The sequence below is a fragment of the Thauera sp. ZXT1-4 genome, assembly GCF_052598215.2.
Window position 1 is genome coordinate 101,549 of the sequence record NZ_JBQWSN020000010.1, and the last position, 17,254, is coordinate 118,802.

The 17,254-nt window shown below is 67.2% G+C and carries 15 protein-coding genes; 7 read left to right on the forward strand and 8 right to left on the reverse strand.

Going from position 1 to position 17,254, the window contains the following annotated elements; translation table 11 throughout:
* Positions 1-22: 22 nt before the first annotated feature.
* Positions 23-724 carry a Crp/Fnr family transcriptional regulator gene (locus ACUH78_RS10050; RefSeq protein WP_418364910.1) on the forward strand — a complete coding sequence of 234 codons (702 nt, stop codon included), beginning with the start codon at positions 23-25 and terminating at the stop codon, positions 722-724.
* A 22-nt stretch (positions 725-746) separates the two neighbouring features.
* Here ACUH78_RS10050 and ACUH78_RS10055 read toward each other — a convergent pair whose 3' ends face one another.
* Positions 747-2,480 (reverse strand): PAS-domain containing protein, encoded by a 1,734-nt coding sequence (locus ACUH78_RS10055; RefSeq protein ID WP_435749682.1) that lies wholly within the window; start codon positions 2,478-2,480, stop codon positions 747-749.
* 267 nt (positions 2,481-2,747) lie between these two features.
* Here ACUH78_RS10055 and ACUH78_RS10060 point away from each other — a divergent pair, with 267 nt between their 5' ends.
* On the forward strand, positions 2,748-2,939 hold the full coding sequence (locus ACUH78_RS10060) for a YgaP family membrane protein (RefSeq protein WP_418364908.1): 192 nt from the start codon (positions 2,748-2,750) through the stop codon (positions 2,937-2,939).
* A gap of 148 nt (positions 2,940-3,087) precedes the next feature.
* On the opposite strand, the gene rsmA is transcribed toward ACUH78_RS10060, so the two are convergent.
* From rsmA to ACUH78_RS10080, 4 genes are read right to left on the reverse strand one after another with little or no spacing between them, the layout of a single operon-like run.
* Entirely contained in the window at positions 3,088-3,891 is an 804-nt protein-coding gene (gene rsmA, locus ACUH78_RS10065) for a 16S rRNA (adenine(1518)-N(6)/adenine(1519)-N(6))-dimethyltransferase RsmA (RefSeq protein WP_418364907.1), read from the reverse strand.
* 24 nt (positions 3,892-3,915) lie between these two features.
* The gene (pdxA, locus tag ACUH78_RS10070; RefSeq protein WP_418364906.1) at positions 3,916-4,926 is read right to left on the reverse strand and encodes a 4-hydroxythreonine-4-phosphate dehydrogenase PdxA; all 1,011 of its coding nucleotides are present in this window, start codon (positions 4,924-4,926) and stop codon (positions 3,916-3,918) included.
* 5 nt (positions 4,927-4,931) lie between these two features.
* Positions 4,932-6,248: a peptidylprolyl isomerase gene (locus tag ACUH78_RS10075; RefSeq protein ID WP_418364905.1), complete on the reverse strand. Its 1,317-nt coding sequence runs from the start codon at positions 6,246-6,248 to the stop codon at positions 4,932-4,934.
* A 31-nt stretch (positions 6,249-6,279) separates the two neighbouring features.
* Positions 6,280-8,784 carry an LPS-assembly protein LptD gene (locus ACUH78_RS10080; RefSeq protein WP_418364904.1) on the reverse strand — a complete coding sequence of 835 codons (2,505 nt, stop codon included), beginning with the start codon at positions 8,782-8,784 and terminating at the stop codon, positions 6,280-6,282.
* A 114-nt stretch (positions 8,785-8,898) separates the two neighbouring features.
* Between ACUH78_RS10080 and ACUH78_RS10085 the strand changes: the two genes are divergently transcribed.
* From ACUH78_RS10085 to ACUH78_RS10100, 4 genes are all read left to right on the forward strand, one after another.
* Entirely contained in the window at positions 8,899-9,927 is a 1,029-nt protein-coding gene (locus ACUH78_RS10085) for an aminoglycoside phosphotransferase family protein (protein WP_418364903.1), read from the forward strand.
* Positions 9,928-9,944: 17 nt separating this feature from the next.
* A complete protein-coding gene (murU, locus tag ACUH78_RS10090) occupies positions 9,945-10,625 on the forward strand; it encodes an N-acetylmuramate alpha-1-phosphate uridylyltransferase MurU (protein ID WP_418365001.1) in 681 nt (226 codons plus the stop codon).
* Positions 10,626-10,717: 92 nt separating this feature from the next.
* On the forward strand, positions 10,718-12,073 hold the full coding sequence (locus ACUH78_RS10095; RefSeq protein WP_418364902.1) for an aminopeptidase P N-terminal domain-containing protein: 1,356 nt from the start codon (positions 10,718-10,720) through the stop codon (positions 12,071-12,073).
* The gene (locus ACUH78_RS10100; RefSeq protein WP_445333376.1) at positions 12,066-13,277 is read left to right on the forward strand and encodes an FAD-dependent monooxygenase; all 1,212 of its coding nucleotides are present in this window, start codon (positions 12,066-12,068) and stop codon (positions 13,275-13,277) included. The genes ACUH78_RS10095 and ACUH78_RS10100 overlap by 8 nt, the downstream gene beginning before the upstream one ends.
* Positions 13,278-13,381: 104 nt before the next feature.
* Here the strand turns inward: ACUH78_RS10100 and ACUH78_RS10105 are convergent, their stop codons facing one another.
* The 3 genes from ACUH78_RS10105 to ACUH78_RS10115 are packed head-to-tail and all read right to left on the reverse strand — an operon-like array spanning position 13,382 to position 15,893.
* Positions 13,382-14,182: a MetQ/NlpA family ABC transporter substrate-binding protein gene (locus tag ACUH78_RS10105; RefSeq protein WP_445333377.1), complete on the reverse strand. Its 801-nt coding sequence runs from the start codon at positions 14,180-14,182 to the stop codon at positions 13,382-13,384.
* Positions 14,183-14,205: 23 nt separating this feature from the next.
* Positions 14,206-14,865, reverse strand: a complete 660-nt coding sequence (locus ACUH78_RS10110) for a methionine ABC transporter permease (RefSeq protein ID WP_004366368.1) — start codon at positions 14,863-14,865, stop codon at positions 14,206-14,208.
* Positions 14,865-15,893, reverse strand: coding sequence for a methionine ABC transporter ATP-binding protein (locus ACUH78_RS10115; protein ID WP_445333378.1), 1,029 nt, complete (start codon positions 15,891-15,893; stop codon positions 14,865-14,867). Before ACUH78_RS10115 ends, ACUH78_RS10110 begins: the two co-directional genes overlap by 1 nt.
* 185 nt (positions 15,894-16,078) lie before the next feature.
* On the opposite strand from ACUH78_RS10115, the gene ACUH78_RS10120 reads away from it, so the two are divergent.
* Complete coding sequence (locus tag ACUH78_RS10120; RefSeq protein ID WP_445333379.1) at positions 16,079-17,227, forward strand: trans-sulfuration enzyme family protein; 1,149 nt, start codon at positions 16,079-16,081, stop codon at positions 17,225-17,227.
* Positions 17,228-17,254: the final 27 nt, after the last annotated feature.

Sequence of the window (17,254 nt, forward strand, 5' to 3'; positions counted from 1 at the left end):
CGCCACCGGTGAAAATGTGCCGATGACTACAGGCTGCACTCTTCCCGCCTCACCCGCCACCGACGAAGAGCGGCTCGAAGAGCGTTATCCGGTGCTCTCCGCGCTCCCTGCGGACGCGCGGAGGCGCCTGCTGCAGGGCGCGCACTGGATGCGTATCCCGGCAGGGACCATGCTGTTCGACGACCACCAGGCATGCGAAGGCTTTCCCTTCGTGGTGGACGGCTCGGTGCGTGTCAGCAAGTGCGCGCCCAGCGGGCGCGAACTGCCCCTGTACCGGGTCGGGGCCGGAGAGACCTGCATCATCTCCTCGTCCTGCCTGCTGGGCCACGAGGCCTACAACGCGCGTGGCATGACCGAGGCCGACACCCTCATGATGTTGCTGCCCAAGCCGGTGTTCGACGAGATGATGATCGAACGCCCCTTCCGCGATTTCGTTTTCCACCTCTTCGCCGAGCGCATCGCCGACCTGATGCAACTCATCGAGGAGGTCGCGTTCCGCAAGCTCGACCAGCGTCTGGCCGCACTGCTGCTCGGCAAGGGACGCCTGCTTCGCGTCACGCATCAGCAACTGGCCGACGAACTGGGCAGCGTACGCGAGATCGTCAGCCGGCTGCTGAAGAGCTTCGCAGAACAGGGGCTCGTGCGTCTGGGTCGCGAGCAGGTGGAGATCGTCGATCCGGCCGGATTGCGCCGCTTGGTCACCGAGGGCTCATTGAAGCCCTGAACGCGGCATACCGTCAGCTTGCTCAAGCCTCCGCGGGAGCATTCCAGCCCGCGCACACGCAGTTGCGTCCGGCATGCTTGGCCGCGTAAACGCCGCGGTCCGCCTCTGTGAGAACCTGCTCGAAATCGCGACGATCGGACGCAGGACGCGCTGCCACGCCAATGCTGACCGTGATCGCAAGAGGGTCGCCTTCGGGGGTGCCGAGTGAGGACGCCTCCACCACCCGCCGCAGCGTCTCGGCCACCTGCAGCGCCTCCTCCGGGTCCGTGTCCGAGAGCAGCACCATGAACTCCTCGCCGCCGAAACGCCCGACCAGGTCGGTGACGCGCAAGGCGCTCGACAGCAGGTTCGCGATCCGGCGCAGGCACTCGTCTCCCACCAGGTGCCCGAACCGGTCGTTGATGCTCTTGAAGTGGTCGACATCAACGAGCAGCAGTGCGAGCGGATTCCCCGTTCCGCTCTGGCGCGCAAGCTCAAGGTCGTAGCGGGAGCAGAACTTGCGACGATTGGCGAGTCCGGTCATCGGATCGTGCAGCGCCATCTGCTCGAGTTCCTGCTGCGCGAGCGTCAGCTCCGTGATGTCGACATCCACCCCGCGATAGCCGTTGAAACACCCGCCCTCGTCGAACACGGGCTGCGCGCTGGACGACAGCCACACTGGACGGCCGTCCGCGCTATGCGTAATCAGCGTGCAGCGCTCGAGCACTGCGTGGGCACGGATCGGCGACAGCCACTGGCACGCCACCTCCGATCCGACACATGGCTTGCCACAGTGCTCAGTGCAGAACTGCTTCCAGCGCTCGGTGCCAAGCACCTCGTCGTCCGCACGACCGAGGATCTTTTCCATGCCTTGCGCGAAGGTATAGTGCCCGTCCGGCCCGGTTTCCCAGATGTAGGTCGGGGAGAAATTGACCGCGTCGCTCATCAGGTCGCGCACCCGGCGGACGGTTTCCGCATTGCGCAGCCGGTCGGTGATGTCGGTATAGGTGGTGACGAAACCGACCGGCTGTTCGCCCTCGAACACGATCCGCCCCTCGATTTCCATGACGCCGCCATCGCTTCGCCTGCGCTCCATCCTGTGGCGCTCGAAGCGGCGTGCGAGCTCGACCATCTCGCGCACCTTTTCTTCGGGATCCACGTCCCCGTACTCACCGCGCTGGGCGTTGAAGCGGATCACGTCGGCAAAGGTTCTGCCCGGCTTCATGAAGTCTTCGGGCAGATTGAGCTGCTTCACGAAAGCACGGTTCCAGAGCACGACGTCGAGCGCCTCGTTGACCACCGAGACGCCCTGCGGCAAGGCGTTCACCACTGCGTCGAGGTAATTCGCGCTGCGCCGGGCCTCCTCCTCGGCATTCTTGCGTTCAGTGATGTCGGTGTAGATGGTGACGAAACCGCCATCGGGCAGCGGGTTGCCGCGAATCTCCAGGATCCGGCCGTTGGGGCGCTTGCGCTCGAAAACGTGCGGCTCGCGTTCGCGCGCGCGAGCGACCACCGACTCAGCGATCTGCTCGGGATCCCCAGGGCCGTATTCGCCACGGCGCGCATTGAAGCGCGCGAGATCAAGCAGGGAAGGCAGGCCGTTTTCGAACAGCGCATCGGGAAATTCGAGCAGCTCGCGGAGTTGACGGTTGCACAACACCATGTTCAGTTCGCGATCGAACAGACTGACGCCGCTGGGAAGGAAGTCGATGATCGCCTGAAGGACGTCTGGTGTCGTCTGCGACCCCATAGGCCAAGCCTGCTGCGTATTCAGCATCGCCCCTCCCCTTTCGAAGCATTTTGCAATGCACCCCACGTTCAGCTAAAAATCATGAGCCTGCTGCCAGTTCCGCGCAATCATATCCACGGATGCGGGAGGGAGAATCGGGCAGCAACCGTGACGCCGGTCACACCTGAAGCTTCACCGCGCCGGCAAAGCGGCCAACGCGAAGGGAGGCGCTGTGTAACCGAGGTTACAGACGGGGAGCCGTCCGGCGTAGTTCAATGACGCTGCTTTCCATCATCCAAGGCAAGGAGAATCCACATGAAGACGAACGTTGGCGGCGCAGACAAGATCATCCGTATCCTCGTTGGCCTGGCGCTGATCGCCTGGGCTCTTTTCGGCGGCCCGGTCTGGGCCTGGATCGGCATCGTGCCGCTGGCAACCGGCGCGATGGGCTGGTGCCCGGCCTACACCCTGCTCGGCATGAACACCTGCCCGCTGAACAAGAAGTAAGTCTGCGGGGGCGGCGGCAGCACGATATGCCTGCCGCAAAAGCCCTGCGCGAGCGCACGTGCCCGCGAACGTGGCAATCGACCACCTTGCCCGCACGGGCGCGTGCGCTCGCGCGGCGCGCCTGTACCGCACACCCATACCCGATGGGTCAGTGACGGACCGTGCAGTGATTGGCGATTGCCACGTACTCTTCAACCGAGAGCTTCTCGCCCCGCAGCCCGGCATCAATGCCGAGCGCATCGAAATCGGCTTCATGCATGAACTCTCGCAGCGTGTTGCGCAGCGTCTTGCGGCGCTGGCCAAACGCGGCAGTGACGATGCGACCGAGCAGCGCCTCATCCTTCGCGCCGAGTTGATCCAGCGGTAGCGGCGCCATGCGCACGATGCTGGACATGACCTTCGGCGCTGGGCGGAAGGCGGTCGGGGGCACGTCGAAGAGCCGCCCCATGCGAAAGCGGTACTGCAGCATCACGGAGAGCCGCCCATACTCCTCGGTACCCGGCTCGGCCACCATGCGCATTACCACTTCCTTCTGCAGCATGAAGGTCATGTCCTTCACCCTGTCGGCGAAGCTGGCGAGGTGGAACAGGATCGGTGTCGAAATGTTGTACGGCAGGTTGCCGACGATGCGCAAGGACGCGCCACCCTCCGCGGCAAGGCTGCCAAAATCGAACTTCAATGCGTCGCCCTCATGCACCGTGATCTGTGCCGGCGTGTAGCGCTCGTGCAGGCGCGCGATCAGGTCGCGGTCGATCTCGACGACGTGCAGATGCCCGAGGCGCTCGATCAACGGAGCGGTCATCGCCCCGAGGCCGGGGCCGATCTCGACCATGAGATCACCCTTCAGGGGCCGGATCCCATCGATGATCTTGCGGATGATGTTGGGGTCGGAAAGGAAGTTCTGGCCGAAGCGCTTGCGGGCGCGATGGCCATCGGTTTCGAAATCTTGCATATGAGTCCCTCGCGGTCGCCCGGCTCAGTGTGCCGTACTGCGGGCCGCCGCCATGGCAAGCGCAAGCTCGACTGCGGCATACAGGCTGCCCGGGTCGGCGCGCCCGCTACCGGCCAGATCGAGCGCGGTGCCATGATCGACCGAAGTGCGGATGATCGGCAGGCCGAGCGTGACGTTGACCCCGCCACCGAAGCTCGCATGCTTGAGCACGGGCAGGCCCTGATCGTGATACATGGTCAGCACCGCGTCGCCCTTCTCGAGCGTGTGCGGCACGAACAGCGTGTCCGCCGGAAGCGGCCCCGTCAGCTGCATGCCCTCGGCGCGCAGCCTGTCGAGTACCGGGAGGATGACGTCGATCTCCTCACGGCCCATGTGCCCGCCCTCACCGGCATGCGGATTGAGTCCGGCGACGAGGATGCGCGGCGCCCGGAGGCCGAAGTGGCGCACCAGGTCAGCGTGCAGGATGCGAAGCGTCTCTTCGAGCAGCGCGGGGGTGATCGCTGCCGGAACCGCGGCAAGCGGCAGGTGGGTCGTCGCCAGCGCCACGCGCATGCCTCCGCCCACCAGCATCATGACGACGCGTGCCGTGCCGGTATGCGCGGCAAGGTATTCGGTGTGGCCGGTGAAAGGCATGGTGTCACGCGCACCCAGCCCTTCGCAGATCACGCCCTTGTGCACTGGCGCAGTAACCATGGCCGCGAACTCGGCCTCGCGACAACCGGAGATCGCGCGATCGAGCAGGGCGAGCACGTAGGCGCCGTTGGCCGGCTCCAGCACACCCGCCTGCGATGGCTGGGCGAGCGGCAGGTGCAGCACTTCGATGCAGCCGCGCGCGACAGGCACCTCGCGGCAATACGGAACGATGCGCACGGCACGCCCCAGTGCGGATGCGCGTGCGCGCATCAGCTCGATGTCGGCGAGCACGACCAGGCGCCTCGGCCAGTCACGCTCGGCCAGGCGCAGGCAGAGCTCCGGACCGACCCCTGCTGGTTCGCCGCTAGTGACGACGACGGGTAGCGCACCCGTGTCGGGCATCGTGCTCACTCCCGCTCGAGGCGGTAATCGACATAGGTGCTGTCGCGCAGCTGGCGCAGCCAGTCCTCATAGGACTGCTCGGCCTTGCGCTCGCGCAGCGCCATGCGGGCTGCGTTGCGCTTGCGTTCTTCGGTCACGTCCTGGACACGGCGCTCCACCACCTGGATGAGGTGCCAGCCGAAGGGCGAACGTACCGGCATACTGACCTCGCCGGCCTGCAGCGCATCCATGGCGCGCTCGAACTCAGGCACCGTATCGCCAGGGCTGAGCCAACCCAGGTCGCCACCCCGACCGGCGGACAGGTCCGCAGAGCTCGCCTTGGCGAGCTCACCGAAATCCGCGCCGTTGATCACGCGCTCGCGGAGCGCCAGCAGCCTCGCCTCGGCATCGGCATCGGAGAGCACTTCGGAGGTCTTGATCAGGATATGACGCGCGCGCGTCTGTTCCAGTTGCTGGACGGCGTCGGCGCCGCCGCCGCGCACATCGACCAGACGCACGATGTGAAGCCCCGCGGCGCTGCGCAGCACCGGCGAGGTCTCCCCCGGGCGCATGTTTCTGGCCACGTCGGCGAACAGCGCCGGAAGCCGGTCGAGCGGGCGCCAGCCCAGGTTCCCGCCCGACAAGCCGTCCGGTGCATCCGAGAGCTCGGCCGCTACGCGGGCAAAGTCCTCGCCCGAACGCAGCCGCATCATCACCTGTTCGGCACGCCGTGCCACCGCCTCGATCTGCTCGGGCGACGCACCCTCTGGCGTGCGCAGCAGGATGTGGGCGACCGCAAATTCCTGCCCCGAGAACGCATCCGGATTGTTGGCGATGAAGTTGTCGATCTCCGCATCGGTCACGACGATACGGTTATCGACTTCGCGCTCGCGCAGACGGGTGAGCAGAATCTCGGTGCGGATCTCGTCGCGGAAGCGACTCCAGCCCACCCCGTCCTGCTCGAGCGCTGCACGCAGCTGCTCGATCGACAGCTTGTTGTTCTGGGCGATGCGCTCGATGGCGCGCTCGAGCGTCGCGTCGTCGACCCGCATGCCTGACTCGCCTGCCAGCTGCACCTGGGCACGCTCGACGATCAGACGCTCCAGAAGCTGCCTCGCCAGCACCTCGTCCGGGGGTAACTCGACGCCCTGGCGGCCGAGCTGTCGTTTGGCCTGCTCGATGCGCGCGCGCAACTGCTGGGAGGTGATGACTTCGTTGTTGACCACGGCGACGATACGGTCAACCTCGACCGCACGCGGTGCAGCATGGGCTGGCAGCGCAAGTGCGGCTGCGGCCAGGCCGATGGCGATGGCGACACGGGAACGGGCTAGGAGTCGGTTCATGTTCATTGAGTGTGGATTCACTGGACGGTGCTCACTCGACGCCGAACACACGATCGGCCGAGGAGTCGTTGATCTTGCCATAGCCCGGCACACTGCGCCGGATCAGGTTGACCGGATTCGAGCCGATGCCGGCAAGGTCGTTCAGTTCGAGCTGGATAAAGACTGCGTTGGTTACGTTGCTCTCGTCGATCGCAAAGCGGTGCATCGCAGTACGGAAAACCCAGCAGCCGCCATCGTACTCCAGACCTGCGATCGCCTCGGTGACGCGCTTGTCCTTGAGCGAATGCGTCACCCGCCCGACACCATACCAGTTGCGCGCGAGCGGCCACTGGCCGGAGACGTCGATGTCCTCGACGCCGACGATATCCCGGTCGATCGGCAGGTTGGGCGCATAGCGGTAGCTCAGGTTGAGCGTGCGGGCAAAGCCCGCCTGGTAACGAACGCTCGCATTCAGGCGATCGGTCTGGCCGGTCTGCGTGTTGTACTGCAGATAGGAGTCGATCGACACGCGCTTGTTGATCCGTCCGCCCAGGCCGGCAAGGATTTCGTTGCCGCGTCCGGCACGGCGCAACTCGTCCTCGCTGTACAGAAAGACCTGCTGGTCGGAGAAGTAGTAGCGCTGCCCGATCAGGGCGCGCAGGCGCTCGACCCCGGTATCGGAATCGATGAAGCGCGTGGTCAACGCAGCGGTCAGATCGTTGGCATCACCGATGCGGTCGCGACCGGAGAAGCGATTCTCTGAGAAGATCTGCGCGAAGCCCACGTCGAAGCGGTTCGAATCGAAGACCGGAATGTCCTTCTGGTCCTTGTCCTGCACGCGCAGGTAGTACAGCCGAGGCTCGAGCGTCTGCAGGTAGTCTCCACCGAAGAGCTGTGTTTCGCGCTCGAAGAACAGCCCGGAATCCAGCGACAGGATCGGCACCGAGCGCGTAATCGACGTCGTATCGAATGTCGATGCGGGCGAGCGGTCGATGTCATAGCGGGAATAATGCACCCCCGCCTTTGGGGTCAGAAACCAGGCTGCGCCCTGCACCGGCAGCGAAACCTGGGGGTAGGCCACGAAACGGGTCGCCTCGTCGCGATCCTTCCTGGCGTCCTTGTGCTCGAAACGCACCAGTTCGGTTTCGAGCGCTGCGGACACCCCCCCCGGTAGATCCGCGCGCAACGCGTTGACTTCGATCTGCGGCAGGCGACGGTAGGGCTCGGTGTTGGGTGCCTCCTCGTCGGGGCTCAGGGTCTGGTAGCGCTGTGCCAGCGCCGTGGCGTTCCACCAGCCGCCGGAGTACATCAGGCGCCCCTCACGCAGCAGGTTCACCCGCGAAGCCACACCGACGCTTGAGGAAAGATCCTCGAAATAGCTGTCGTCGGATACCGCGTTCAGATCGAGCGTGCCATAGAAATTCGGCGCAAAGCGGTGCTGGTGCTGGATCGAGCCCAGCCGCCGCTCCTCGCCCGTCACGCGGTCCTCGGGCATCCACTCGACACGCGTGATGCCACGATAGGCCTCGGCGAGATAGCGGAATTCGCCGCCGATCTGCACGCCGCGCCGGCCCATGAAGCGCGGCGCAATGGTGGCATCGTAGTTGGGCGCGATGTTCCAGTAATACGGTTGAGTGAAATCCAGCCCGGTCTTGTTCGACGAGCCGAAGGTCGGCGGCAGCAGGCCGGACTGGCGCTGTCCGCTGAGCGGGAACTCCGCCCATGGCAGCCAGAAGATCGGCGTATCCATGAACACGATCGAGCCGCCACGCGCAGTGCCGACCTCGCGGTCGTAGTCGAGGTCGAGCTCGCGGGCCCGGATGTACCAGTCGGGATCGCTCGGGGTGCAGGTGGTCCAGGTCGCGTTCTCGAGCCGGTACTGGTTCTCGCCCTCCAGCCGGAGCATGTCGGCATGGCCGCTGCCGGCGACGGTGCGAGGCGCATCGCCCGCCAGCGCGGGCGCCGTCGTGCGTGAGAGTTCGTATTGCGGAGACTCGACCTCGCCCACCCGGTCGCCCACCACCAGCCGCGCACGCGGGCCGCGAATGACGTCCCCCGCGCGGTCGAGCACCACGTTGCCCTCAGCCACCACCTCGTCGGTGAGTTCGCGATAGGTGACCTTGTCCGCCGTGAGCAGGGTATCGTCGCGCTGCAGTTCCGCCTCACCTTCTGCGACCAGTTCGATCCCGCGCGTGCCATGGATGCGCAGCGCAGTCACAGCCGTTCCGCCCGCAGCCGGGATCTGCCGTGAACCGGCCTGCCTCGCCCGCTCAGTGGCTGGCTCGGGGGCCGGCTCGGCGGTCGGTGCGACCGCAGGCGCGGTGGCGGGCGCGAGCGGCACGGCCGCAACCGGCTTGGTCGGCAGCGTGGCATCGCCCTGGACGCTGCCTTCCGCCCCGTCAGATGCCGGAGCGCGGGACGGAGGCGTCTGCGCAGCAGCGGGCCTGCGCAGCAGATCGGGCGAAACCTTGAGCACCGGCAGCGACTCGGCATGGGCCGCGCCCGACATGCAGAGCAACAGCAGCGGAATCAGACGAATGCGGGTGTTTGGAGCCATACGCGGAGCCATGCGGATCAAGCCTTTTCCGTTGTTCGCAATGTGCGTCTGCCCACCCGAACCACCGTGTTGATAAACTCGCGGATTCTACACGAACACCCGCGGAGATCCGGTTTGCATCGCCTCGAACAACTCAGGACCTGGCTCGCCGCCACGCTGCCCGGCCATCCTTTCGAACTCGCACCGGCCTCGGCCGACGCCAGCTTCCGGCGCTACTTTCGCGTCACCTTCGCCGACGGCAACCCTTCGCGCGTCGTCATGGACGCTCCGCCGGAGAAGGAAGACGTGCGCCCGTGGCTGCACGTGGCCGAGCTCTTCCGCGCCGCGGGCGCACACGTCCCCGAGGTGCTCGCGCAAGACCTCGACCAGGGCTTCCTGCTGCTGTCCGATCTCGGTTCGACCACCTATCTGCAGGCGCTCAAGGCGCAGGACGACCCGAAACGCGCGGCGCACCTGTACGCCGACGCACTCGGTTCGCTGGCGGCGATCCAATCCGCCAGCCGTCCCGGGGTGCTGCCGGAGTACGACCGCGCCCTGCTGATGCGCGAACTGCAACTCTTCCCCGAGTGGTACATCGCCCGCCACAAGGGCGTCACCCTGACCGAAGCCGAGACCGCCACGCTGAACGCGACGTTCGACAAGATCCTCGCATCCAACGTCGCCGAACCGCAGGTCTTCGTACACCGCGACTATCACTCGCGCAACCTGATGCTGCTCGAACCCGCCGAGGGCCGCGGCGCGAACCCCGGCATCATCGACTTCCAGGACGCGGTCTATGGCCCGATCAGCTACGACCTGGTGTCGCTGTTCAAGGACGCCTACATCCGCTGGGACGAGGAGTTCATCCTCGACCTGCTGGTCCGCTACTGGGAAACCGCGAAAAAGCTCGGCCTGCCGGTGCGCGAGGCGTTCGCCGACTTCCACCGCGACTTCGAGTGGATGGGCGTGCAGCGCCACATCAAGGTGCTCGGCATCTTCGCCCGCCTGTATCACCGCGACGGCAAGGACGGCTACCTCGCCGACATGCCGCTGGTGACGGACTACCTGCGCCGCGCCTGCAAGCGCTACCGCGACCTCGGCCCGCTGCTGAAGCTGCTCGACCGCCTCGAGCCCGAGGACGTGCAGGTCGGCTACACCTTCTGAGCGCGATGACGAAAGCGATGATCCTCGCCGCCGGGCGCGGCGAGCGCATGCGCCCGCTCACCGACCACACGCCCAAGCCGCTGCTGCCCGTCGGCGGCAAGCCCTTGATCGTGTGGCACATCGAGCGCCTGCGCGCAGCCGGCTTCAGCGAGCTTGTCATCAACCACGCCCACCTCGGCCACCGGCTGGAGGAAGCGCTCGGCGACGGTACCGCCTTCGGCGTGCGCATCGCGTGGTCGCCCGAGGCCACCGCACTCGAGACCGCTGGCGGCATCCGCCACGCCCTGCCGCTGCTCGGCGACGCACCCTTCATCGTCGTCAACGGCGACGTGTTCTGCGACGCGGATTTCACCGCTCTGCGTTCCGCCGCCGCGGATCTGCGCGCCGACGGCGCGCTCGCCCACCTGCTGCTGGTCGACAACCCCGCGCACCATCCGGACGGCGACTTCCATCTCGCCGCCGACAGCCGCATCCGCGCCGATGGCCAGCCGCGCCTCACCTTCTCCGGCCTGGGCGCCTATCACCCTGCGCTGTTTGCCAACCTGCCCGACAACAACCCGGCCAAGCTCGCCCCACTGCTACGCGACGCCATGAGCGCTGGCCAGGTCCGCGGCGAGCACCACAAGGGCCGCTGGATCGACGTCGGCACCCCCGAACGCCTGGCGGAACTCGATTGCCAACTCACCCGCGCAGGCTGAACCTCGCACCGGGTCACCCGTCGAACCGCAGGGGGCGCGGCGCCGGCGCCCCGACGCTCGACCGTTTCCCTGCCAGTGCCATAATCTCGCCCATGAACGCTCCCACGACTCCGAACCTGAATACCGCCGTGGCGGTCGCACCCTTCCGTGCCCGCCGCGATCGCCTGCTCGCCCGCATGCAGGCTGCCGGCGGCGGCGTCGCCATCCTGCCCACCGCCCCCGAGCGCGTGCGCAACCGCGACGCCCACTACGCCTACCGCCACGACAGCTACTTCTATTACCTCACCGCCTTCCGCGAGCCCGAGGCGGTCGTCGTGCTCGTCGCCGGCCAGGAGACGAAACAGATCCTCTTCTGCCGCGAGAAGAACGAGGAACGCGAAATCTGGGACGGCTATCGCTGGGGCCCCGACGCGGCGCGCAAGGCCTTTGGCTTCGACGAGGCGTGGACCATCGGCGACCTCGAGAAGCGCCTCCCAGACTACCTCGCCGACCAGCCCCTGCTGTGGACCAGCCTTGGCTACGACAACGACTGGGACGCGAAGGTGCTCGGCGCACTCAACGCCGTGCGCGACAAGGCCCGCACCGGCCTCACTCCACCGCATTCGGTGCGCGACCTGCGCGCCGAGCTCGACGAAATGCGCCTCGTCAAGGACGTCTCCGAGCTCGCAACCATGCGCCGCGCCGCGCAGATCTCCGCCGACGCCCACTGCCGCGCCATGCGCGCCACCCGGCCGGGGCGCTTCGAGTACGAGATCGAGGCCGAGCTGCTGCACGCCTTCCGCGCCGCCGGCAGCCAGGCACCGGCCTACACGTCGATCGTCGCCGGTGGTGCCAACGCCTGCGTGCTGCACTACGTCGACAACGACAAGCCGCTCGCCGACGGCGACCTGCTGCTCATCGACGCCGGCTGCGAGCTCGACGGCTACGCCTCAGACATCACCCGGACCTTCCCGGTCAACGGTCGCTTCTCCGGCCCGCAGCGCGCGGTCTACGAGATCGTCCTCGCCGCCCAGGCGGCTGCGCGTGAGGCCACCCGTCCCGGTGCGCACTGGAACCAGCCCCACGACGCCGCGGTGAAGGTGCTTGCCCAGGGCATGCTCGACCTCGGCCTGATCAAGGGCAGCCTCGACGGCGCGCTCGAGAATGGCGACTACCGCCGCTTCTACATGCACCGCACCGGCCACTGGCTGGGCATGGACGTGCACGATGCCGGTGAATACAAGCTCGGTGGCGAGTGGCGGCCGCTGGTCGAAGGAATGGTCCTGACCATCGAACCGGGCTGCTATATCCGCCCCGCCGACGACGTGCCCGAGGCCTTCTGGAACATCGGCATCCGCATCGAGGACGACGCAGTGGTCACCGCAGCCGGCTGCGAGCTGATCACCGAAGGCGTGCCCAAGACGGTCGCGGACATCGAGGCCCTGATGCGAGACACGCGCCATGCCTGAGAACGCTCCCGAGCACGTCCATGACCTCCTGATCGTCGGCGCCGGCCCGGTCGGCCTCGCTCTGGCGCTGGCACTGAAGGACGCCGGCCTTGACATCGTGCTCGCCGACGCGCGCGCCCGCGAAGCGGTCACGAAGGACCCGCGCGACCTCGCGCTCGCCCACGGCACCCGGCTCACGCTGCAAGGCCTCGGCGTGTGGGATGGGCTGCCGAGCACCGCGATCGAGCACATCCACATCTCGCACCAGGGGGGGCTCGGTCGCACCCTGATCGACGCCGCCGAACACGACCTGCCCGCGCTGGGCTACGTCGCCTCGGCCGGCGCGCTCGCCGCGGCCCTGCGCAGGGCGGTGGACGCGGCGGGCATTCCGGTATTCGACGAAACGGAGATCACCAACCTCGCGGCCGGAGAGGACGACGTGATCGCCAGCCTCGCCGGCGCCGGCCGTCCCACGCCCACGCTGCGCGCGCGCCTGGCGGCCTGCGCCGAGGGTGGCCTGCGCGCGGGCGACCCCAACGTGGTCGAGCACGGCTACGGCCAGCACGCGCTGATCGCCGACGTGCAGGTCGCCGGCGGGCATCGACACACCGCCTTCGAGCGCTTCACCCCGCAGGGCCCGGTGGCACTGCTACCCAAGGGAGACAACTACGCGCTGGTGCATGTCTCCCGCCCCGAGACCGCCGACGAGCTGCTCGCGCTCGACGATGCCGCCTACCTCGCCCGCCTGCAGGCCCACATCGGCGGGCGCGCGCGGCTCACCGGCGTCGGCCCGCGCCTACGCTACCCGCTGGTGCTGCGCTACCGACGCTCGACGATCGCGCAGCGCACGGTGTGGCTCGGCAATGCGGCGCAGACCCTGCATCCGGTCGCCGGCCAGGGCTTCAACCTGGCGCTGCGCGACGTGTGGGCGCTGGCGGACGCGCTGCTGAAAGCGCGCGAGGCTGCGCGCCAGCATTCCGCCAACACGGCTGCGAAACCGTTCGACGCCGGCGCCCCCTCGGTCCTTGCAAGCTATGCGAACACCCGCGGCCTGGACCGCCTCGGAACGATCCGCTTCACCGACACCCTGGTGCGCGTGTTCAGCAACGACTTTACCCCGCTGCGCCACGCGCGCGGCGCTGCGCTGTTCGCACTCGACCTGATCCCGCCGCTGCGCAACTTCGTTGCGCGCAGGATGATGTTCGGCGCCCGCGCCTGGCCGTGATCGTCACCGCGTAGCCAGCAAAAAGGCCTGCACCCCGGACACGGGACTGCAGGCCTTTCGCTTCATCAGCGCCGCCATCGGGCGGCGCGATCTTCACGCGCCGATCAGAACGCCGGCACCACAGCGCCCTGGTACTTGTCGGCGATGAACTGCTTCACCTCGGGCGAGTTCAGCGCGGCGGCGAGCTTCTTCATCGCCTCGCTGGTGGCGCTCTCCTCGTGCGCCACCAGCAGGTTGGCGTAGGGCGAGCTGGCGTCCTCGATGAACAGCGAGTCCTTCAGCGGGTTCAACTTCGCCTCGATCGCGTAGTTGGTGTTGATCACCGCCAGGTCGACCTGGTTGAGGATGCGCGGAAGGGTCGCGGCCTCTAGTTCGCGGATCTTCAGCTTCTTCGGGTTCTCGGCGATGTCCTTCTGCGTGGCCGAGATGTTGTTCGGATCCTTCAGCGTGATCAGCCCCTTCTTCGCCATCAGCAGCAGCGCGCGGCCGGAATTGGACGGGTCGTTCGGAATCGCCACCGTCCCGCCCTCGGGGATGTCCGCCACCGCCTTGTGCTTGCCCGAATAGGCGCCCAGCGGCTCGACGTGCACCTTGGTCACCACCGTCTGGATGTCGTTCTTCTGCTTCTTCTTGAACTCGTCGAGGTAGGGCTGGTGCAGGAAGAAGTTGCCGTCGACGCGCTTCTCGTTCGTCTGCATCGAGGGCTGCACGTAGTCGGTGAACACCTTGATCTCGAGCTCCACGCCTTCCTTGGCCAGCATCGGCTTGACGAACTCGAGGATCTCCGCGTGCGGCACCGGGGTAGCAGCGATGACGAGACGGTCGGCCGCGAAGGCGGCGGAGCCGGCAGCCAGGGAGAGCGTGCCGAGGGCGGCCGCCAGCAGTTTGCGCAGGGTAAACGACATCGTTGAAGTCTCCTTCGTGGGGATCACTTGCGGGTGAAATACAGCACCAGGCGGTCGCCCGAGTACTGGATGATCTGGACGAGCACGACCAGCAGGGCGACGGTGATCACCATCACCTCGGTCTGGAAGCGCTGATAGCCGAAACGGATCGCGAGGTCGCCGAGGCCACCACCGCCGATCACGCCGGACATCGCAGCATAGGACATCAAGGTGATCGCCGTCACGGTGACGGCGGCGATCAGCCCGGGCAGAGCCTCGGGCAGCAGCGCGCCGAAGATGATGCGTGCGGTGCGAATGCCCATCGCCTGGCAGGCCTCGATGACGCCGCGGTCGACCTCGCGCAGCACGTTCTCGACCAGGCGCGCGAAGAAGGGCGCGGTGCCCACCACCAGCGGCGGGATCGCACCTTCCACGCCGAGCGAGGTGCCAATCAGGATCACCGTGACCGGGATCATCACGATCAAGAGGATCAGGAAGGGCACCGAGCGCAGCACGTTGACCACGAAGGACAGCACCGTGTAGACGAAGCCCTGCTCCAGCAACTGGCGCTTGGCGGTGACGAACAGCAGGATGCCGAGCGGCAGGCCCAGCAGGATGGTGAAGAACAGCGACACCCCGGTCATGACCAGGGTCTCCCAGGTCGCGATCCAGATGTCGCTCCAGTCGATGACGGACAGGTCCATTACTGCAGCACCTCGTGGTGGATCTGGTGACGGTCGAGCTCGGCGAACACCGCGCGGATGTCGTCCTCGCCGCCTTCGAGCTCAAGCAGTAGCTGGCCGAAGGGCACGTCCTTGATGCTCGAGACCTCGCCCTGCAGGATCGTGATCTGCACCTTCGCGCCTGCCATGATGCGGCTGAGGATCGGCTGGTAGGTCACGTCGCCGATGTAGGTCAGGCGCACCAGCGTGCCACGCAGCTTGTCGCTCATGTAGGCGTGCGCCGGGTCGAAGCTCGCCGCGGCGAGCGCGTCACTCTGCGCCACCATGCTGCGCGTGACCGGATGCCGGGGATGCAGAAAGACGTCGGCCACCCTGCCCGATTCGACGATGCGCCCGCCATCGATCACCGCGACACGGTCGCAGATCGTGCGAATGACCTGCATCTCATGGGTGATCAGCACGATGGTGAGACCGAGCTGGCGGTTGATGTCCAACAGCAGCTTGAGGATGGACTGCGTGGTCTCGGGGTCGAGCGCCGAGGTCGCCTCGTCGCACAGCAGCAGCTGCGGCCGGTTGGCGAGCGCACGTGCGATGCCCACGCGCTGCTTCTGCCCGCCGGAGAGCTGCGAGGGGTACTTGTGGCCATGCTCGGACAGCCCCACCAGCGCCAGCAGTTCCTTCACCCGCGCGGCGCGCTCGGCGGCGTTGCCGTGCCCGGTCGCCTTCAGCGGCCAGTCGATGTTGTCGGCGACGGTCTTGGCGTTGAGCAGGTTGAAGTGCTGGAAGATCATGCCCACGCGGCGGCGCAGCGCGTAGAGGCCTTCGCTGTCGAGCGTGGTGATCTCCTCGCCGTCTACCAGCACGCGCCCGGCGGAGGGACGCTCGAGCAGGTTCAGGGTGCGGATCAGCGTGCTCTTGCCCGCGCCCGAGCGGCCGATGATGCCGAACACCTCGCCGGTACCGATCTCGAGGTTGATGTCGGTGAGCGCCTCGACCTCGCGGCCGTCAGCCGCGCGATAGGTCTTGCGCAGGTTTTCGATACGGATCACGGCGAAAGCCCCGGCGGGGAAAAAGCCGGCAATTTTACCTGCGGGCCGGGCTCGACACCACCACGTCGAGCTTGTAGGCTCCCCGCCACCCGGAGGCCGCCGCACACGCTCAACGCACCGATCCTGCAATGTCTGGCGCTCCGCCACTCTCCCCCTCCGCATCCTCGCCCGAAGGACCGCGCATCATGCCGCATGACGACACGCTCTCCCCCGCCACCCTCGCCGCCCAGGGCATGGGTGCAACGACAATGCCACACCGCGACATCGTGCCGCCCATCCACATGGCGAGCACCTTCGAGCGCGACCCGGACGGGAGTCTGCCCGGCGGACGCATCTACGCCCGCGACCTCAGCCCCGCCTACGACCCGGCCGAAGCCTTGCTGTGCCGCCTTGAGGGTGGCGCAGCTGCGGCGCTGTTCGCCTCGGGCATGGCCGCGGCCTCCGCGGTGCTGCTCGCACTCAAGCCCGGCATGCGCATCGTGGCGCCGCGCGACATGTACTGGTCGCTGCGCAACTGGCTGGTGAGCTTCACCGGTAACTGGGGCCTGACCCTGGATTTCTACGCCGACAGCGACGAGCTCGCCGCCCTGCTCGCGCGCCCGGCAGACCTGGTCTGGGTGGAGACGCCTGCAAACCCAACCTGGGAGGTCCTCGACATCGCCCAGGCAGCCGGGCGTGCACATGCGGCAGGCGCACGCCTGGTGGTGGACTCCACCGTATCCACGCCGGTGTTCACCCAACCATTGGCGCTCGGTGCCGACATCGTCATGCACTCGGCAACGAAATACCTCAACGGTCACTCCGATGTCGTTGCCGGCGCACTGATCACGCGCGCCGAGGACGACTTCTGGTCCCGCATCCGGACCGCGCGCCAGAACGGCGGCGCGGTACCCGGCCCCTTCGAGGCCTGGTTGCTGGCACGCGGCCTGCGCACGCTGTTCCCGCGCGTGCGGACCGCCGCCGCCTCGGCACTGCGCATCGCACAGCACTTCGAACACCATCCGGCGCTGGTCGCGGTGCTCTATCCCGGCCTACCCTCGCATCCTGGCTACGACATCGCCTGCCGCCAGATGAAAGGCGGCTTCGGCGCCATGCTGTCGCTGCGCGTCAAAGGCGGCGAAGGTGCCGCACGCCGGGTCGCGGGCACCGTGAAGATCTTCCGCCGCGCAACCTCGCTCGGCTCGGTCGAAAGCCTGATCGAGCACCGTGGTCCGATCGAGGGCCCGGGCACACGCTGCCCGCTCGATCTGCTGCGGATTTCGGTCGGCATCGAGGGCACCGACGATCTGATCGCAGACCTCGAACAGGCCCTTCGGGACGCGAGCCAAGACTGAGGAATCGGGGCGCCGGAGCGCCCCCGC

Excerpts from the sequence above, each read along its gene's own strand:
- ACUH78_RS10050 (WP_418364910.1), top strand. The coding sequence starts at position 23 with ATGACTACAGGCTGCACTCTTCCCGCCTCACCCGCCACCGACGAAGAG.
- ACUH78_RS10055 (WP_435749682.1), bottom strand. The coding sequence starts at position 2,480 with ATGCTGAATACGCAGCAGGCTTGGCCTATGGGGTCGCAGACGACACCA.
- ACUH78_RS10060 (WP_418364908.1), top strand. The coding sequence starts at position 2,748 with ATGAAGACGAACGTTGGCGGCGCAGACAAGATCATCCGTATCCTCGTT.
- rsmA (WP_418364907.1), bottom strand. The coding sequence starts at position 3,891 with ATGCAAGATTTCGAAACCGATGGCCATCGCGCCCGCAAGCGCTTCGGC.
- pdxA (WP_418364906.1), bottom strand. The coding sequence starts at position 4,926 with ATGCCCGACACGGGTGCGCTACCCGTCGTCGTCACTAGCGGCGAACCA.
- ACUH78_RS10075 (WP_418364905.1), bottom strand. The coding sequence starts at position 6,248 with ATGAACCGACTCCTAGCCCGTTCCCGTGTCGCCATCGCCATCGGCCTG.
- ACUH78_RS10080 (WP_418364904.1), bottom strand. The coding sequence starts at position 8,784 with ATGGCTCCAAACACCCGCATTCGTCTGATTCCGCTGCTGTTGCTCTGC.
- murU (WP_418365001.1), top strand. The coding sequence starts at position 9,945 with ATGATCCTCGCCGCCGGGCGCGGCGAGCGCATGCGCCCGCTCACCGAC.
- ACUH78_RS10095 (WP_418364902.1), top strand. The coding sequence starts at position 10,718 with ATGAACGCTCCCACGACTCCGAACCTGAATACCGCCGTGGCGGTCGCA.
- ACUH78_RS10100 (WP_445333376.1), top strand. The coding sequence starts at position 12,066 with ATGCCTGAGAACGCTCCCGAGCACGTCCATGACCTCCTGATCGTCGGC.
- ACUH78_RS10105 (WP_445333377.1), bottom strand. The coding sequence starts at position 14,182 with ATGTCGTTTACCCTGCGCAAACTGCTGGCGGCCGCCCTCGGCACGCTC.
- ACUH78_RS10110 (WP_004366368.1), bottom strand. The coding sequence starts at position 14,865 with ATGGACCTGTCCGTCATCGACTGGAGCGACATCTGGATCGCGACCTGG.
- ACUH78_RS10120 (WP_445333379.1), top strand. The coding sequence starts at position 16,079 with ATGCCGCATGACGACACGCTCTCCCCCGCCACCCTCGCCGCCCAGGGC.